This window comes from Bradyrhizobium sp. dw_78, assembly GCF_018449525.1.
Taxonomy (GTDB): domain Bacteria; phylum Pseudomonadota; class Alphaproteobacteria; order Rhizobiales; family Xanthobacteraceae; genus Bradyrhizobium.
Window position 1 is genome coordinate 61,027 of record NZ_JAAVUS010000009.1, and the last position, 16,122, is coordinate 77,148.

16 protein-coding genes are annotated in these 16,122 nt (G+C 62.2%); 6 read left to right on the forward strand and 10 right to left on the reverse strand.

The window, feature by feature from the left end; genetic code table 11:
• Position 1 precedes the first annotated feature (1 nt).
• Positions 2 to 1,207 carry a 2Fe-2S iron-sulfur cluster-binding protein gene (locus HB630_RS21875; RefSeq protein ID WP_213774550.1) on the forward strand — a complete coding sequence of 402 codons (1,206 nt, stop codon included), beginning with the start codon at positions 2 to 4 and terminating at the stop codon, positions 1,205 to 1,207.
• A gap of 67 nt (positions 1,208 to 1,274) precedes the next feature.
• Here the strand turns inward: HB630_RS21875 and HB630_RS21880 are convergent, their stop codons facing one another.
• Positions 1,275 to 2,000 (reverse strand): FadR/GntR family transcriptional regulator, encoded by a 726-nt coding sequence (locus HB630_RS21880; protein ID WP_213774551.1) that lies wholly within the window; start codon positions 1,998 to 2,000, stop codon positions 1,275 to 1,277.
• Between the two features lie 182 nt (positions 2,001 to 2,182).
• Between HB630_RS21880 and HB630_RS21885 the strand changes: the two genes are divergently transcribed.
• On the forward strand, positions 2,183 to 3,574 hold the full coding sequence (locus HB630_RS21885; protein WP_213774552.1) for a UbiD family decarboxylase: 1,392 nt from the start codon (positions 2,183 to 2,185) through the stop codon (positions 3,572 to 3,574).
• Between the two features lie 198 nt (positions 3,575 to 3,772).
• Here the strand turns inward: HB630_RS21885 and HB630_RS21890 are convergent, their stop codons facing one another.
• Complete coding sequence (locus HB630_RS21890; protein ID WP_213774553.1) at positions 3,773 to 4,462, reverse strand: MBL fold metallo-hydrolase; 690 nt, start codon at positions 4,460 to 4,462, stop codon at positions 3,773 to 3,775.
• 379 nt (positions 4,463 to 4,841) lie between these two features.
• Between HB630_RS21890 and HB630_RS21895 the strand changes: the two genes are divergently transcribed.
• On the forward strand, positions 4,842 to 5,735 hold the full coding sequence (locus HB630_RS21895) for a DUF6282 family protein (protein WP_213774554.1): 894 nt from the start codon (positions 4,842 to 4,844) through the stop codon (positions 5,733 to 5,735).
• A 12-nt stretch (positions 5,736 to 5,747) separates the two neighbouring features.
• Here the strand turns inward: HB630_RS21895 and HB630_RS21900 are convergent, their stop codons facing one another.
• Positions 5,748 to 6,500: a GntR family transcriptional regulator gene (locus tag HB630_RS21900; protein WP_213774555.1), complete on the reverse strand. Its 753-nt coding sequence runs from the start codon at positions 6,498 to 6,500 to the stop codon at positions 5,748 to 5,750.
• A gap of 225 nt (positions 6,501 to 6,725) precedes the next feature.
• Between HB630_RS21900 and HB630_RS21905 the strand changes: the two genes are divergently transcribed.
• A complete protein-coding gene (locus HB630_RS21905; protein WP_213774556.1) occupies positions 6,726 to 7,781 on the forward strand; it encodes a phosphotransferase in 1,056 nt (351 codons plus the stop codon).
• Positions 7,782 to 7,858: 77 nt separating this feature from the next.
• Entirely contained in the window at positions 7,859 to 9,172 is a 1,314-nt protein-coding gene (locus tag HB630_RS21910) for an aspartate aminotransferase family protein (protein WP_213774981.1), read from the forward strand.
• 66 nt (positions 9,173 to 9,238) lie between these two features.
• On the opposite strand, the gene serA is transcribed toward HB630_RS21910, so the two are convergent.
• From serA to HB630_RS21940, 6 genes are all read right to left on the reverse strand, one after another.
• Positions 9,239 to 10,495: a phosphoglycerate dehydrogenase gene (serA, locus tag HB630_RS21915; protein WP_213774558.1), complete on the reverse strand. Its 1,257-nt coding sequence runs from the start codon at positions 10,493 to 10,495 to the stop codon at positions 9,239 to 9,241.
• 208 nt (positions 10,496 to 10,703) lie between these two features.
• A complete protein-coding gene (locus tag HB630_RS21920; RefSeq protein WP_213774560.1) occupies positions 10,704 to 10,973 on the reverse strand; it encodes a DUF2312 domain-containing protein in 270 nt (89 codons plus the stop codon).
• 174 nt (positions 10,974 to 11,147) lie between these two features.
• Positions 11,148 to 12,452 (reverse strand): NAD(P)/FAD-dependent oxidoreductase, encoded by a 1,305-nt coding sequence (locus HB630_RS21925; protein ID WP_213774562.1) that lies wholly within the window; start codon positions 12,450 to 12,452, stop codon positions 11,148 to 11,150.
• A 9-nt stretch (positions 12,453 to 12,461) separates the two neighbouring features.
• Positions 12,462 to 13,178, reverse strand: coding sequence for a dihydrofolate reductase family protein (locus HB630_RS21930; protein ID WP_213774564.1), 717 nt, complete (start codon positions 13,176 to 13,178; stop codon positions 12,462 to 12,464).
• 5 nt (positions 13,179 to 13,183) lie between these two features.
• On the reverse strand, positions 13,184 to 13,987 hold the full coding sequence (locus HB630_RS21935) for a lytic transglycosylase domain-containing protein (RefSeq protein ID WP_213774566.1): 804 nt from the start codon (positions 13,985 to 13,987) through the stop codon (positions 13,184 to 13,186).
• Between the two features lie 177 nt (positions 13,988 to 14,164).
• Entirely contained in the window at positions 14,165 to 14,974 is an 810-nt protein-coding gene (locus HB630_RS21940; RefSeq protein ID WP_213774567.1) for an NAD-dependent protein deacetylase, read from the reverse strand.
• A 74-nt stretch (positions 14,975 to 15,048) separates the two neighbouring features.
• Between HB630_RS21940 and HB630_RS21945 the strand changes: the two genes are divergently transcribed.
• Entirely contained in the window at positions 15,049 to 15,504 is a 456-nt protein-coding gene (locus tag HB630_RS21945; RefSeq protein ID WP_213774569.1) for a nuclear transport factor 2 family protein, read from the forward strand.
• A 52-nt stretch (positions 15,505 to 15,556) separates the two neighbouring features.
• On the opposite strand, the gene HB630_RS21950 is transcribed toward HB630_RS21945, so the two are convergent.
• The gene (locus HB630_RS21950) at positions 15,557 to 16,087 is read right to left on the reverse strand and encodes a RidA family protein (protein ID WP_213774571.1); all 531 of its coding nucleotides are present in this window, start codon (positions 16,085 to 16,087) and stop codon (positions 15,557 to 15,559) included.
• Between the last annotated feature and the right edge of the window lie 35 nt (positions 16,088 to 16,122).

The following is a 16,122-nucleotide window of genomic DNA, read 5'->3' on the forward strand; positions in this document are numbered from 1 at the left end:
CATGATCGGGCTTAGCGTGAACGGGCGCGATATCAAAACATCGGTCGAGCCCCGTACCCATCTCGCCGATTTCCTGCGCGATAACCTCAACCTGACCGGCACCCATCTCGGCTGCGAGCACGGCGTGTGCGGAGCCTGCACGCTGCTGCTCGACGGCGTGCCGGCGCGCTCCTGCATCACCTATGCGGCGGCCTGCGACGGCGCGCGCGTCACCACGATCGAAGGCCTCGACGAGGATGAAATCGCGACCGAGCTTCGCACCGCCTTCAACCGCGAGCACGCGCTGCAATGCGGCTACTGCACGCCGGGAATGCTGATCTCGGCGCGTGATCTTGTAATTCGCCTCGATACCGCGGACGAACGCAGCATCCGCGTCGGCCTGAGCGGCAATCTGTGCCGCTGCACCGGCTATGTCGGAATCGTCCGGGCGGTGCGCAGCGTTATCGAGCAGCGGCGCGAGCAAGGCATTTTGCCGGTTCCGGGTGCAGGACGCAAACAGCTCGGACCCGCGGGATCCGGCAATGCTGCCCCTACCAGCATTTTGGCAAGTACCGGCGTTTTGAATGTCTCGCAGTCACCGGTCGCGAACACGGCAACCGGGGCGCCGGAACAGTTCGACCACCGTGGCCCGACGACGATTCCGGACTTCGTGCCGGATAAGGTCTTCGACGAGCAATTCACGGTCGCGCATTCGTCCGACAAGGTGTTCGAGATGTTTGGCGATGTCAGGCAGGTCGCGGCCTGTCTGCCCGGTGCGTCGCTCACCGGCGTTCCGACACCGGAAAACGTCGAGGGCGAGATCCGCGTCAAGCTCGGCCCGATTTCGGCAGGTTTTCGCGGTGCCGCGCGCATCGAGCGCGATCCCGCGAATCTGTCGGGCCGGATCGTCGGCATGGGAAGCGATCCGCGCAGCCGCTCGTCCACGCAAGGCGAAATCCGCTATCGTCTGGTGCCGATCGAACAGGGCGCCGCAACACGCGTCGAGCTTTCGATCGGCTACAGCCTGCAAGGCATGCTGGCGCAGATCGCCCGTGAGGGGCTGGTCCGTAATCTCGCAACCCGTCTGACGGCTGATTTTGCGCGCAATCTGGACCGGCACCTTTCCGGCATGCCGGCACACGGATCGGGCGAGCAGCCGACGCCGCTCAACGGCATTGAACTCATCGCCGGCCTTTTGCCTGCGTGGCTACGAAGGATCATCCGCTAGACGTGGCGATGAAAATCCTTCGTTGCCTTGGCCCGGCCGCACAACGAACCGCCCTCGTGTTATGACATCAAGCACGCCTGGACGGCGTGGCGCTCAGCCGTTTCAGGCTGCCGTCGAGAACCCGGCGAGCCGCCCGGCGCGCACGCCGCGCGTCCTGGGCGGCGATCGCTTGATAGATTTCATGATGCTCGTCGTAAGCTTCCATCTCGGTCTCCGGCTTCTTCGCCGAATTGGCGCGCGCCAGCGCGATGGCCTCATGGAGGTGCGGCTGCAGGAATGCCATGAAACTGACGATCAGCGGATTTCGCGTCGCCAGCGCAATCGTCCGATGAAATGCGAGGTCCGCGGCAAGGGCTTCATCGAAAGGTCGCCGCGACGGCGCCATGTCTTTCAAACATTTCGTCATCATGTTGAGATCGCGCGCCGTGCGACGCTCGGCCGCCAGACTCGCGGCCTGGACCTCGACCCCCATGCGCAACTCGAAAATCTCGAAAATCGACTGCTGCGTCCCGCCGCCCGCCGGTGCCAGCCGGAATGGCCGTGCCCTGGTGTCGCTGGGCACGAAAACGCCCTTGCCCTGCCGCGACGCCACCAGGCCCTCGGCTTTCAGCCGGGACAACGATTCCCGGATCACCGTGATGCTCACGCCAAAATGCTGACCCAATTCCCTGCCCGCCGGAAGCTGGCCTCCGGGAGCGTATTTGCCGCTGACGATGTCGTCGCGCAACGTCGCAGTGATGCGATCCGTCAGGTTATTGGGAGCAACAGTTTGTTGAACCTGTCCTGAAGCCATAGCGGTTCCGTTCTTCGAGCGACCGCCGCCGGAGCGGCGCCTGAGTTGCCTTCGCCGGCGTGCCTTCGCGACAGGCAATTCGGCCGCCAATATATCAGCAGCCTGCCGGCAATCCGGCCTTGCTCTGATCAGCTTATATTATAAGCTGATAACATCAAGGGCCGGTCACGACGGAGCGGATGTTGACAGCAGATAATCAGAGCTTGCGCGGGTTTATTGCAACCACGGAAAACATGTTTCCGGAGGAGGTTCTCCGGATCCGCGAGCCGGTGAGCCGCGAACTGGAAATGACATCCGTCATCTTCGAGCTCGATCGCATCGGCAGAAGTCCGGTCGTCGTCTTTGAAAATGTCGCGGGCTCCAAAATGCCCGTGGTGACGAACGTCGCCGGCAACCGAAAACTGCTGGCGCATTGCCTTGGGGCCGAGCCCGTCAATCTTCCGACCGCATTTCGCGAGCGATGCCAGAACTATATTCCGTGCGAGGTGGTCAACAAGGGGGCCTGGGACGACGTTGTCATGGAGGGGGATCAGGTCGATCTCACAAAGCTGCCAATTCCATTTCAGTTCGCAGTCGATGCCGCGCCCTATATCACCGCCGGACAGATATGCGCCCGCGATCCCGAGACCGGCGTGGACACCACCGGGTTTCACCGCCTGATGCTGAAGGGCGCCAATCGGCTTGGAATATCGCTGCATTCGCGCCGGCGGATGTACGAATTTCACCGCCGGGCCGAAGCGCGCGGCCATTCGCTGCCGGCCGCGATCGTGATCGGAACCCATCCGCTGCATTACATGGGATCGATGGTCTACGCCTATCCGCCCCACGTCAGAAAATACGAGATCATCGGCGGCCTGTTTGGCGAACCTTATCGCCTTGCGCGCTGCGGCGTCGGCGATATCGAAGTGCCGGCAGCCGCGGAAATCGTCATCGAGGGCGAAATCCTGGCCGGCGTCCACGAGCCGGAAGGGCCGTTCGGCGAATTCACCGGCTATGCCTCGTATCGCAGCACCCAGAACGTCTTTGTCGCGCACCGGGTGCGGATGCGCCGCGATGCCTTTTTCCACAGCGTCGTCTCGGGGATGTCGCGCGACCACATCCTGATGTCCTGCGTCACCCGCGAAGGCGAAATCCTGAATGCGCTCCGCCGCAACCTGCCGAACGTCAGGGCGGTGCATGTTCCACATAAGACCTGCGGCGCGTTTCTCGCGATCGTCTCGATGAAGAAGATTGCCGAGGGCGAGCCGAAAATGGCGATGCTGACCGCGCTGGGCACCGAACTCTATACCAAGCATGTGATCGTGGTCGATGACGACGTCGATATCTTCGACATGGAAGACGTAATGTGGGCCGTCGCGACCCGGGTTCGCGCCGACAAGGATATCTTTCTCGTCCCCGGCGTGAAATCGGCGATTATCGATCCGACATCCGATCCGAAAACCTTCACCGTGACAAAGATGGGGATCGACGCCACCGCCCCGCTGGGCGAGGATTTCGCCGAACGTCTCACCATTTCCGATGAACAACGCGCCCGGGCCCGCGCGATCCTGTCGGGAGCCGGCATCGCGGCCTAGCGATAGCGTTTCCGGGCGAAGTGGATTCCGGTTCGCGTGAAGAAAACGCGTCACAACAAAAGAGGTGAGCCGCGCGGGGACTGAATTGATCCTGTCCCCTCACCGCCGGCCTTGGGAGCGCGGCCGACACCGGCCGCGGTCTTTGCGAAGCACGCCAACACATTGCGGCGTACATTCACCCAACGGCAGCAGCAGGCGCTAACGCATGATGATCGGGAGCTCCATCACGTCGTCCCATGTGAAGGTGCCATCGCGCTTGTACATCTCCATGAAATGACCCGGAATAATCCGGTCACCGAGACTCAGCAGGTGCCTGATCGTCTCGGCGGCGCGTTCCTGCGTGTCGAACGAATGGTCCACTCGCTTGTTCAAGGCTTCCTTTGGAAATTTGATGGCATCCTGGGCGACGACGACGTTGCCCTCGGGCGTCTTGAGCAGAAGCGCGTAGCATCCCGGCGTGTGCCCCGGCGCCGGCAAATAGCGGATTTCGTCCTGGAATTCTCCGGGTCCATCGAGCAGGCGTAGCTTGTATTTCGCGAGTTGCTCGCGAACCATCCAGGGAATCCACGGATCTTCAGGGTGCGGGTTGGCGGCATATTCATATTCCGCCCGGCTCACGAAGATCTCGGTCGAGTAAGGAAACAGATCGATGTTCAGGACGTGATCCACATGCAGGTGCGACAGGAAGATCCTCGGAACGTCGGCCGGCGCAAGCCCGCGGGCTTCCAGCTCCGCCACCAACGCCTGGCGATTTACGGTGTGGCCCACATCGACCAATAGCGGCCCCTGATTGCTTTGGATCAACGTGAGATTGGTCATCGCGAGATAACCTGTCTTGAGCCGCAGGTTATTGCCCTTGACGATGATTTCGTAGCTGACATCCGACATCGCGAACTCCCCAGAATCTCGATCACGTTTTCACGGCACACCGTGAAGCGCCGGCTTCCCGAACACAAGCACCCGCTGCCGCCGATTCGATAATGGTCGACGACATTATAATGCAGTGCAGAAACCGACCATATGGCGGCTCCAACACCTCCTGTTATCCTCATAAATCATTGTTTTAAAATGATATTACCTATGATGCCCAGCACTTGAGCAGGGCGTGCCGATTGTTCAACATTGCCGACAATCGCCGATCTATCTAGCTTCGCCCGACGCGACGATAAACCGGCGGGGGCAAAGCCGTATGCGCCAGGAAGCGGAAAGCGTCCTGGCGGTTTCCCACCTCGCCGACTGAAGCTCCTCTGCATTCCGGGATATCTCCATGCTAAAGCTCGACGGATATTACGACCTCCATATGCACTCGGCGCCGGCGCCGTTCGTGCGCATTGGCGACTCCGCGGATATCGCCAGATGGTGCGCGGGAGCAGGCATGGCCGGTATCGTCATCAAGAGCCATTTCGAAAGCACCGTTTCCAAGGTGCATCACGCCCGCTGCGCGGTCGCCGACAGCCACCCCGACTTCAGGATATTTTCAAGCATCACGCTGAATCGTGGCGTTGGCGGCATCAATCCGGGCGCCGTCGAACTTGCCCTGCAACAGGGAGCGAAAGTCGTGTGGCTGCCGACGCTCGACGCGGCCGCCCACGCGGAAGCTTACGGCTCCGGCGGCACCTACGGATTCAAGGCCATGACGCTGACCTCGCGCCGCAACCGTCCCTCCCCGTTGCTTTCCGTGCTCGACGGGAGCGGCAAGCTCACCACCGAAACCAGGGAAGTCATCGACCTCGTCAAGGATTATGACGCGATCCTCGGCACCGGTCACATCTCGAAACGGGAAATCTTTCCGGTTGCGGATTACGCATTCGGTATCGGGCTTGCGCGCGTCGTCATCACCCATCCCGAACTCGCGACGCCGAAACTCGACGTGCCAACCATGGTCGAGCTCGCCAAGATGGGCGCCTATATGGAATTTTGCGCGGTCGACCTGTTTCCGAAATTCTATTGCATCTCGCTCAAGGAGCTGATGGAGGCGATCGACGCGGTCACCCCGAGCCGGACCATCCTGTCAAGCGACGGAGGACAACCGTTTAATCCGCCGCCGCACGAAGCCATCCGCATCGTCATCCAAAGCATGTACGATTCCGGTTTGCCGATCGAAACCATCGAGACGATCTGCCGCAACAACCAGCGGGCGCTGCTCGGTCTTTCGGATTGACCGCCGCGCCGCCTATTTGCGCTTCTGCCTGGCCTGCTGCTTGTGCAGCACGGGCCGGGGTTTGATTGGCTGAGATTTTTCCTGCACGGCGCGCGTCTCCTCGATGCGCAGGAGATGCGTCGTCAGCTTCTCCCCCTCCGTAAGATTGTGCTGCTCCGAGAGATGACCGCTCGCTTCGGCATCGCCGGCGAGAATGGCGTCCACGATCGGACGGTGCTGATCGACGATCTGCGAAATATCCATGATCAACGCATCGCTCGAGCGGATATACATGCGAATTTGCTGTTCGATCAGCCCGTACTGCGTCACGAGGCGTCCATGCTCGGAAAGCTGAATGATGGTCTTGTGCAATGTGAAGTCGGCGTCCGCGATACCGTCGCGACCGCCCCGCCGGCATTCCTTGATCAATCCTTCCAGCGCCCAGTTCAGGCGCGAGGTCTTCACCGAGTTGATCGATCTCGCCACCAGTTGCGCCGCCAGCCGCTCCACCGCCGAACGGAGCGTGTAGAGCTCCCATACGTCGCCGGAATTGAGCGCGATCACCGTCCAGCCCGTGTAGGGCACCAGCGTGAGAAGGCCCTCTTTCGCGAGTTGATGCAGCGCGGTCCGGACGGTCGCGCGCGACAGGTCAAGCTGCCCCGATATCTGCGCTTCGGTGACGCGTGCGCCGGCCGGAATGGCGCCGCTGATGATCGAATCCCGCAGGATATCGGTGGCCTGCACCTCCACCGGCATCTTGACGACGCGGGATATTCCCAGACCCATCTCGCCCTCCGCCGTCTCCCGGCAATTCAAGAACTCTTTTGAGATTGGCATTTTTTCCGGTCGCCGACCATCTGATAATTTTTCCGATATCTTTTCGCCCCTTCAAGACATAACCTAATATATTTCAATGACTTAAAAGCAGATTTGAACGCGCCGCGGGGATTGCAATATTGTCGCCAATCGTCCATTTTGCAGCGTCAGAGCAGAAGCAAGGGGATGGACTATATGCAGACGCAACCGGATTTTTTCGATGGAGGCGCCCTTGCGCAGCGGTCGATCCGGATTTCCGACCAGGAAGCCATCGCCCTGGTCCGCAGCCATTACGGGCTCGATGGGAGCGTTACCCGCTTTGCGACGGAAAAGGATGACACCTTCTGCTTTACCGATCGCCAGCGGCACCGCTACACCCTGAAGGTCGCGAACCCGGCCGAACCTCCGAATGAGATTGCCTTTCAGATCGCGGTGCTTCGCCACATCGCCACCGTCAATCCTTCGCTTCCGGTACCGCGGGCCATTCCAAATCTCGACAGGCTGCTTCAATTTCCTTACCGCGACAGTCACGGTCAGGACCGACAGGTCCACCTGCTTACCTTCCTTGAAGGCACCCCGCTCAGTGAAGTCGATTCGAGGCCCCGCGAGCGCGAATTGATCGGTGAGGTTCTGGCCGGGCTTCGCCTTGCGACCGCAAATTTTTCGCATGAAGCGGATTCGCGCGAGCTGGTCTGGGATGTAAAACATCTTCTCAAGCTGACGCCTCTTCTCGGCGAAGTTTCGGATCCCGTCCGCCGCCGCAATCTGGAAAAAGGTCTGGATCGCTTCGCGCTTTTCCAGGACGCCATCGCGAAATGCCGTACCCAGGTGCTGCACAACGACTTCAGCAAGTCGAATATCGTCGTCGACCGCTCAAAGTCTGAATTTGTCGCCGGGATCATCGACTTCGGCGACACGGTGCGGACCGCCGTTGCGATAGATGTCTCGACCGCCCTCGTCAATCAACTGCCTTCGCGCAGAACCGACGACTTCTTCGGCGCGCCGCTCGACGTCCTGCGCGGCTATCTCCGTGTCGCCGATCTGACGCCGGACGAACTGGCGCTGATCCCGCATCTCGTCATGGCCCGGGTGATTACACGTGCTCTTCTCACCACATGGCGCGCCCGCCTGTTCCCGGATAACGCGCCCTACATCATCCGCAATACGGAACAGGGCTGGTTTCAGCTCGAGTGGTTTCTCGAACATTCCGCCGACAGCGTATCCAGCCTTTTCGTCGAATCGATCCGCTAGCCGCAAGATCGCACAGCAATATCGTAATACGAGGATTCAGAGCCATGCAGAAGCAACACAAGAAATCCCGCGGCAAGATGGTCAACGCCTTCGATCCGTCCGCGCTCGGCAACTCCGTGAGCGCCAAGACACGCGACCTGATCGAGCGCCGCACCAAACTGCTGGGGCCGGCCTATCGGCTATTCTACAAGAATCCTGTCGAAGTGTGCCGCGGCAGCGGCGTCCATCTCTACGACAGCGACAACAACGAATATCTCGACGCCTACAACAACGTCGTTTCGGTCGGACACTGCCATCCCCGGGTCGCGGATGCTGTTTCGGAACAGCTCCATATTCTCTGCACCCATACCCGCTACGTGCAGGAGGGAATCCTGGAATACGCCGATCATCTGCTGGCCACGTTCGGCGATGGCATCGGTCACGCGATGTTCACCTGCACCGGCTCGGAGGCCAACGACCTCGCGTTGCGAATGGCGAAATACCACACCGGCCACAACGGGATCATCATTACCTCCGAAGCCTATCATGGCAATTCCGACCTCACCGCGAGCTTTTCGCCTTCCCTTGGCGAGAACTCACCGCTCGGCACATGGGTGCGCCGCGTGCCCACCCCGGACTCCTATCGCCAGGACCCCCGCAAACTCGGACGCGTCATGGCCGAGAACGTTGCGGCTCAGATCGCCGATCTTGAACGGCATGGAGACGGCCTCGCCGCGTTCATCGCGGATTCGCTGTTCTCCTCCGACGGCATTTATTCCGAGCCGGAAGGCCTGTTGGCGCCGGTGGCGGAGGTCGTGCGCCAGGCCGGCGGCCTTTTCATCGCCGATGAAGTGCAATCGGGCTTCGCACGGACCGGCACGCATTTCTGGGGTTATCAGCGGCATGGCATCGCGCCCGACATCGTGACCATGGGGAAACCGATGGGTAACGGTTTTCCGGTCGCAGGCATCGCCGTTCGTCCCGAGGTGGTGGAACGCTTCGGAAACGACGTGCGCTATTTCAACACGTTCGGCGGCAACTCGGTGGCGATGGCGGCAGCGCAGGCCACTTTCGACGTTATCCGCGATGAAAGACTGATGGAGAACGCCAACAAGGTCGGCCAAATCATCCGGGACGGCTTCGCTGCGCTCGCCAAGCGTTATGACCGGATCGGCGACATTCGCGGCGCCGGCCTCTATATCGGCATCGAGCTTGTACGTGACCGCCAGACCAGGGAACCCGATTCCGCGGCGGCGCTCGCCGTCGTCAACGGCCTGCGTGAACGGCGGGTCCTGATCTCGGCCACCGGATTCCACTCCAACATCCTCAAGATCCGGCCGCCCCTCGTCTTCTCGGAATCCGATGCGGACCGGCTGCTAACCGAGGCCGAGGCGGTGTTCGCTGAGTTGTAACGGCCATGCCGGGAAAAATCCGGCTACCGTCCAGCTACCGTAGAACAACGGACGCTGTACTGACGCTCACCGCGCCGCCGGCCGGCTCTGGTCGTACAGCACGCGCACGCGAATCGTGCCCTCCACAGCCTTGAGATCGGCGAGCAGATCTTCGCCCTCGCCGCCGACGACGTCGGTCTCGAGCACGACATAGCCGACCTCCGGATCGGTCTGCAGGTATTGCGCCAGGATATTGATGCCTTGGCGCGCGACGGCTTCGTTCACCTGGCGCAACACGCCGGGAACGTTGCGGTGAACGTGGATGAAGCGGGTGCCGGTGGGCCGGGCCGGCAATTGCACCTGCGGGAAATTGACGGCGCCGAAGGTCGAGCCGACATCGGAATAATCGATCAGCTTGCGCGCGACTTCGCCGCCGATGCGGTCCTGGGCTTCCTCCGTGGAACCGCCGATATGCGGCGTCAGGATCACGTTGGGCAGGCCTTGCAGCGGCGACACGAAGCGGTCCGCGTTCGAGGCCGGCTCGACCGGGAACACATCGACGGCCGCGCCGGCAAGCCAGCCGTCGCTGATCGCCCGGGCCAGCGCATCGAGATCGACGACCGTGCCGCGCGAGTTGTTGATGAGGTAGGCGCCCTGCTTCATCCGCCGCAGCTCGCGCTCGCCGATCATGTTGGCGGTGGCCGGCGTCTCCGGCACGTGCAGGGAGACGACATCGCTGACGCCGAGCAGTTCGTCCAGCGTTTCGACCGGCTCGGTGTTGCCGTGGCGGAGCTTGTCGGTCTGGTCGAAAAAGATCACCCGCATGCCCATGGCTTCCGCGAGGTTCGACAATTGCGAGCCGATATTGCCGTAACCGATGATGCCGAGCGTCTTGCCGCGCGCCTCGCGGCTGCCATTGGCCGATTTGTCCCAGCCGCCGGCATGCGCCGAAACCGAACGCGGGAATATTTTCCGAAACAGCATCACGATTTCGGCGATGGTCAGTTCGGCCACGCTGCGGGTGTTGGAAAACGGCGCGTTGAACACGGGAATGCCGAGCCGCCGGGCCGCATCGAGATCGACCTGGTTGGTGCCGACGGAAAAGCAACCGACCGCCATCAGCCGATCGGCCGCCTCAAGCACGGCGGAGGTAAGCTGGGTTCGTGACCGGATGCCGAGCATATGCACGCCTGACAGCGCCCGCTTCAGCTCAGCGGCGCCCAGCGCCTTCGGCAGACGCTCGACCTCGCTGTAACCATTGGCCTCGAACAGGCGAACGGCGGAGTCGTTCACGCCTTCCAGCAGCAGGACACGAATCTTTTGCTTCGGCAGGGATAGTGGCATCGGTCTTCCGATCGTTGGCTGGAGCGGATCGATAACCGGGTGCGCCGCGCGAGGCAACCACCGAAGCGCGAATGGCACGCCTCACGTTTCGCTGAGGTCATGGCAGGGCGTCATTGCGAGGGGCGTGAGCTCCCCTCGCTTGCGCGCGCAGTGACGGCGGGCAGCCCGATATGACCTACCCGCCTGCCACGCATGGCCTTCGACCGGCTCAGGCCGCCTTGGCGGTCGATTCCGGGCCAGATGTTTCCATCGCCCTCATGTAGAGATCGAGCAGACTTTCGCGCTCATCGCGCTCGTCCTGATCCTGCTTCCTCAGTTTGATGATCTCCTTGAGGATTTTCACATCAAACCCCTCGCCCTTGGCCTCCGAAAACACTTCCTTCTTTTGCTCGCTCAGTTCCTGCAATTCGGTGTCGAGGTTCTCGATCCGCTCAACGAAAGAACGAATCCGCCCGCCGGGAATGGTGATGTCAGACATGGTGCCTCTTTGTTGAATGAGGCCGTGAAAATGACCGCAAACAAATGACCAATGTGTTAACTAAACGGCCCTGCGACGTCCGGCGCACAGCCAGGTGCAGCCCGGATGAGCGCAGCGGTATCCGGGGATGAACGGGTCGCGGATGGTCCCGGCTCGCTTGGCGCTGCGATCCGATCAGCGGCCGAGAAGGATCCCTGCCGTTTCCAGGCCGCTGGCCAGCGCCGCCTCGACCGTTCCCATGTCCCGCCCGGGATAGAGCGCCTCGCCGGCGATAAACAACGCGCTCCCGTCCGGGCGCGCAAGCACCGATCGCGCCTTGCGCGTTTCGGGCGTGGCGTAGGAATAGGCGCCGCGCGCGAAGGGATCGCGAGCCCAGTTGATCGCCCGCGCCGTGACGAGATCCCGCGTCAGTTGCTTTGGAGAGAGACCGAAGATGGCGGCCAGCGAGGCCAGCCCCGTTTCGACCAGTTGGTTCTCGTCGAACTGGGCCATGCTTGCCGTCCTGGGACCTGCGAGCCATCCGGTCAGCACGGGATGCCCGGCCGGATGCTGCGTCCACCACACCGGAACCGTCTCGTCCGACAGCAGAAACAGCAGGTCGGCGAGGTCCCGATTCTTGTCGGTCCACCAGCGGCTCTTGAACCGGAAAAGAATTTTTATGACATTGCCGAAGCCGATGTCCGCTGCGGCCGCCGCTTTCTCGCGCATTGCGGGCGGCAGCGTGATCTCCCGCAGCAGAGGAAGCGGCACGGTGACGATCACCGCATCGCCGGCGTAACACGCGCCATTGGCGCAGCGGGCCGAAACACCTTTATCGGTACGTTCATCGGCGCCTTTACCGGTCGATTCGAGTGTACTGACGGCGTGATCGAGATGGATGACGGCGCCGTGCCGCCGGCACTCCGCCGCCAGAAAGTCGATGAGCGCGCCGTAACCTTCGGCGATACGCGCCTGCGCGCCCGTTCCGCCGCCGTCCATCCATTCGTCGCGAAGCGCCAGCGTGCTCGCCTTGGCCGGATCGGCCGCATCATAACCTTCGACCATCCGCTCGATTGAATGCCGCAGCCGGTCATATTCGGGCTCGGCAAAATGCCGTTCCAGGAATTCGCCGACCGTCAGATCGGTTTTCAATTCTGCCAGGGCCTGGTGAAGGCGGTCGGTATGCGGATCCGGCGCATCATCCCGCGAGAACGCGCCGCGCTCCCCATTCCATCGCGCTCCCTGCACCGGCAGCAGCGAAAGCCCGGCCTCGCGCAGCAAGGCCCGCGTCACCGGCGCCTCGCCGTGGACGAATTCAGCGCCCCCTTCGGCCGGGTATCCGAAATCCGCCGTGGGGAGCGGATAGATGCGTCCACCGCACCGGTCTCGCGCTTCGAGTATCGTCACCTTCCTGCCGGCACGCAGGAGTTCGCGGGCGGCCATCAGACCCGCGGCGCCGGCGCCGACGACGATGATGTGGTCTGAACGCGGGGGAACCATGCCGGACGCTTACGGACCGGCTGCCGCACCGAGCGGCGCATTCTGGATCCGGTAGCGCAGCAACATCGCGCCGCCTTCCAGCGTCTGGCTGCCTTCCAGTGTCATCGCCGTGACCGGCGCGCGCCGATCGGCTTCCTCCTCCGGGGAATCGAAAACGCTCGGCGCCCCCTTTGCGCCGTCCACGGCCGGACAGAGAATCAAATTGAGCTCGTCGATCAGTCCCGCGCGCAGAAAGGCGCCGTTGGCTCCGCCGCCTCCTTCGATCAGCAGGCGCTTCACGCCGAGTTCGCGATGCAGGATGTCCAGCGTGAGGGCGAGGTCGAGCTCTGATTTCCCGGCGAAGATGTAGGACACCCCCTCGCCGCGCAAGCCCGCCAGATGCGCGTCCGAAACCTGTTCCGTGAGCACCACCACGATCGGATCGCCGCCGATATCGGAGCGGCCCCAGGCGATCTTGCCGTGGGCGTCGAGCACGACGCCGTAGGCCTTCGCATCGCGCCGCGCGAACCAGGCCTGGCGGGGAAAGATTTCATTCGTCGCGGCGGCATAGGCCTTGCCCTTGGCGAACTCCTGGCCGGTGACCCGGCCGACCAGCCAGGCGTCACCGCCGAGCTGGTCATGCACCTGCTCGAACAGTGCGCCAGCCGTCCCCTTGGGGCGCCAGCGGCTATGCAGCGTCCGGCCGTCCACGCTGGAGGCCATGAGGCAGACGACGTGCGGTTTCATGCCAATCAGCGCTCCGCCCCGCCGTCGATCTGCCGTCCCATCAGCGCGATCGCCTTCTGATAGACCTGCGCGGCGTTCCAGGCCTCGATGGCGGCGAAGTTCGGCTCTCCCGGCTGGTAGCCGGCGCCGGCGCGCCAGCCGTGGGCTTGCAGGAAATTCGCGGTCGAACTGAGCGCGTTGGCGGAATTGTCGAGATTGCCGGTGCCGTATTCCAGCATGGTCTTGGGCAGGAACTGGGTCTGGCCCAGTTCGCCATGCATGGAGCCGCGCGTACCCGCCGACAGCACCCCGCGATCGATCAATTTCAGCGCCGCGTAAAGCTGGTCGGTGAAATATTCCGGCCGCCGGCAATCATAAGCGAGGGTCGCAATCGACGACAGCATGTTCTGATTGCCGTGCTGGCTGCCGAAGCCCGTTTCCATGCCCCAGATCGCGATCAGCGGCCCCGGCGGCACGCCATAGCGCTGCTGGATCGACGCGAACAACGCCGCATGGGACTGCTTCATGGCGCGGCCGCGCGACACGATCGCCGCGGCGCCGCGCTTGGCGAGGAACTGATCGAGCGACAGGCTGAAACTATGGAGGCTGCGGTCGGCGGCGATGGTCGCGCTGGCATAGTTGGTCTGCATCAACGCCCCGAGCGCGGTAGCGCCGACGCCCTTGGCCCTCGCCTCCTCGGCGAACGCCTGCTTCCAGTTTTCGAATCCGGCCGGGCCATTGTCGCATGGCGCGGCACGCGCCGCCGCGCCGAGCGACGCCATCGCCAGTGCGGCAAACACAGTAGTCGCTATTTTCCTGCCCTTGGTCATCCTAAAACTCCTTGCGACGGACAATCCTGCTGTCGCGGCGGCATGTTATCTTTTGTCGGCCCGTATTCCCATCCGGAACCAACGGTATGGCTAAAATCATATTTGCTGGGCGGGACGAGCGGCCCTCACGATCGCCGATCGCGCAACAAAGACCACATCCCCAGACAGCGCGGATGGCTATAGCAGGAAAGCCAGGGCGGCCTCGCAGGACTGCTCCACTTTCAGGGCGAGAAGTTCATCGGCGCGCGTCCGGCCGAGATTGACCGCCGCGATCGGCTTACCCTCGCGGGCAGCCATCTGTACAAATCGAAAGCCGGAATAGACCATCAGCGAGGAACCGACGATCAGCATGGCGTCGGCCTGCCGCAGATGCCTTGCCGCGGCGTCGACCTGCTCGCGGGGAACGCTCTCGCCGAAGAACACGACATCGGGCTTGAGCACGCCGCCGCAATGGCGGCAGGCCGGCACGGCGAACGACGAAAAGTCGTGGGCTTCAAGATCGGCGTCGCCATCGGGCGCATCAGCCGCGTCGAGATCGAGCCAGGCGGCGTTCAACCGGCCCAGTTCGTCCTGCAATTCCTCGCGAGCCACCTTTTGTCCACAGCCCATGCAGCGCACCAGATCGAGCCGCCCATGCAGGTCGATCACCCGGGTGTTGCCGGCAGCCTGATGCAGCCGATCGACATTCTGCGTCAGCAACAGCTCGCATCTGTCCGTCGCTTCGAGCCGGGCCAGGGCGTGGTGGGCGTCGTTGGGTCGAACCCGGCCAAATCGCCGCCAGCCGATCAGGCTGCGCGCCCAATAGCGGCGGCGCGTCGCCTCATCGCCCATGAAAGCCTGGTAGGTGACCGGCTGCTGCCGCTTCCAGTTGCCATCGGCGTCGCGATAATCCGGAATCCCCGAGTTTGTACTGCAACCGGCACCGGTCAGGACGAACAGACGCCGGTGCCGATCGACGAAGTCTTGAAGCAAACCATGTTCCGCCATCTGGCATAGATATCGTCTGCAAGCCCATGTTCCAAGAGCATGGTCCAAAGGTTGCGGCGCTTTTTGCGCGCCGATTGCTGGACGGCACGCAGCTTGCAAGCGTTGAAGACATCGAATGTTCAACATCATCGCAAAGGTTTGCCATGAACGCTTCCCGACCCCTCACCGAAGAACTGCTTGCGGAAATCGGCAGGGCTTTCAACAGCCGCGACACCGACCGCATCATGTCGCATTTCGCGGATGACTGTACGTTCTTCATGGCAAGCGGCCCAGAGCCTGTCGGCCGCCGCGTGCATGGCAAGGCCGCCGTTCACAAGGTTCTGGCCGACCGCTTCAAAGTGATTCCGGATATGAACTGGGCCATCGACTACGAATATGTCGCCGGCAACCGCGCCGTATCGGTCTGGCGCGTGACTGGACATGCCGCCGATGGCACCGTCCTGAATTACCAGGGCTGCGACCTCTGGGAGTTCCGGGACGGCTACGTGCTCAACAAGGACACCTACTGGAAAATTGTCCGGCCGGATTAAGCACGGCTTCCGGGGTTGGGCGCCTGGACCGGGCGCCCAACCGACCGCGTTGTTATTGCGGCAACCCCACAACCGCTTCGATTTCGACTTTCATACCGGGAATTGCGAGCTTGCTGACTTCGAACAGCGTGCTGGCGGGCCGCGCCGAACCAAAATACTTCTCGCGAACCGGATTGATCTTGGTGCGGTCGTTCACGTCGGTGAGCAGGACGGTGACTTTCAAGACATCGCCGAAGGTGGCGCCCGCCGCCTTCAATATCTTTCCCATCGCCGACAGTACGGCCTCGGCTTGCGCCGCCACGTCGTCGCCGCCGATGAGGTTCAAATTCTCATCCAGTGGCGCGATACCTGAAATAAAGAGCATGTTTCCGAACGCAACGGCGTCGCAATAATGGCTGATCGGCGGGCTGAGACCAGCAATGGAGAACTCGCGTCGCGACGCCTTGGAATTGCTCACGATGAACCTTCTTTCGTTTTTGCAGTGAATGCTTGCGGCCGGCCGGAGCCAAACCTCCAGCCGGACCAAAAAACTGTATCCAGACTTGCCAAATCCTGTCAATCGCAGCGCCGAGAGGATGTCCATCAAATCGCAATGTCACTGAAATAGGCATCGATTGC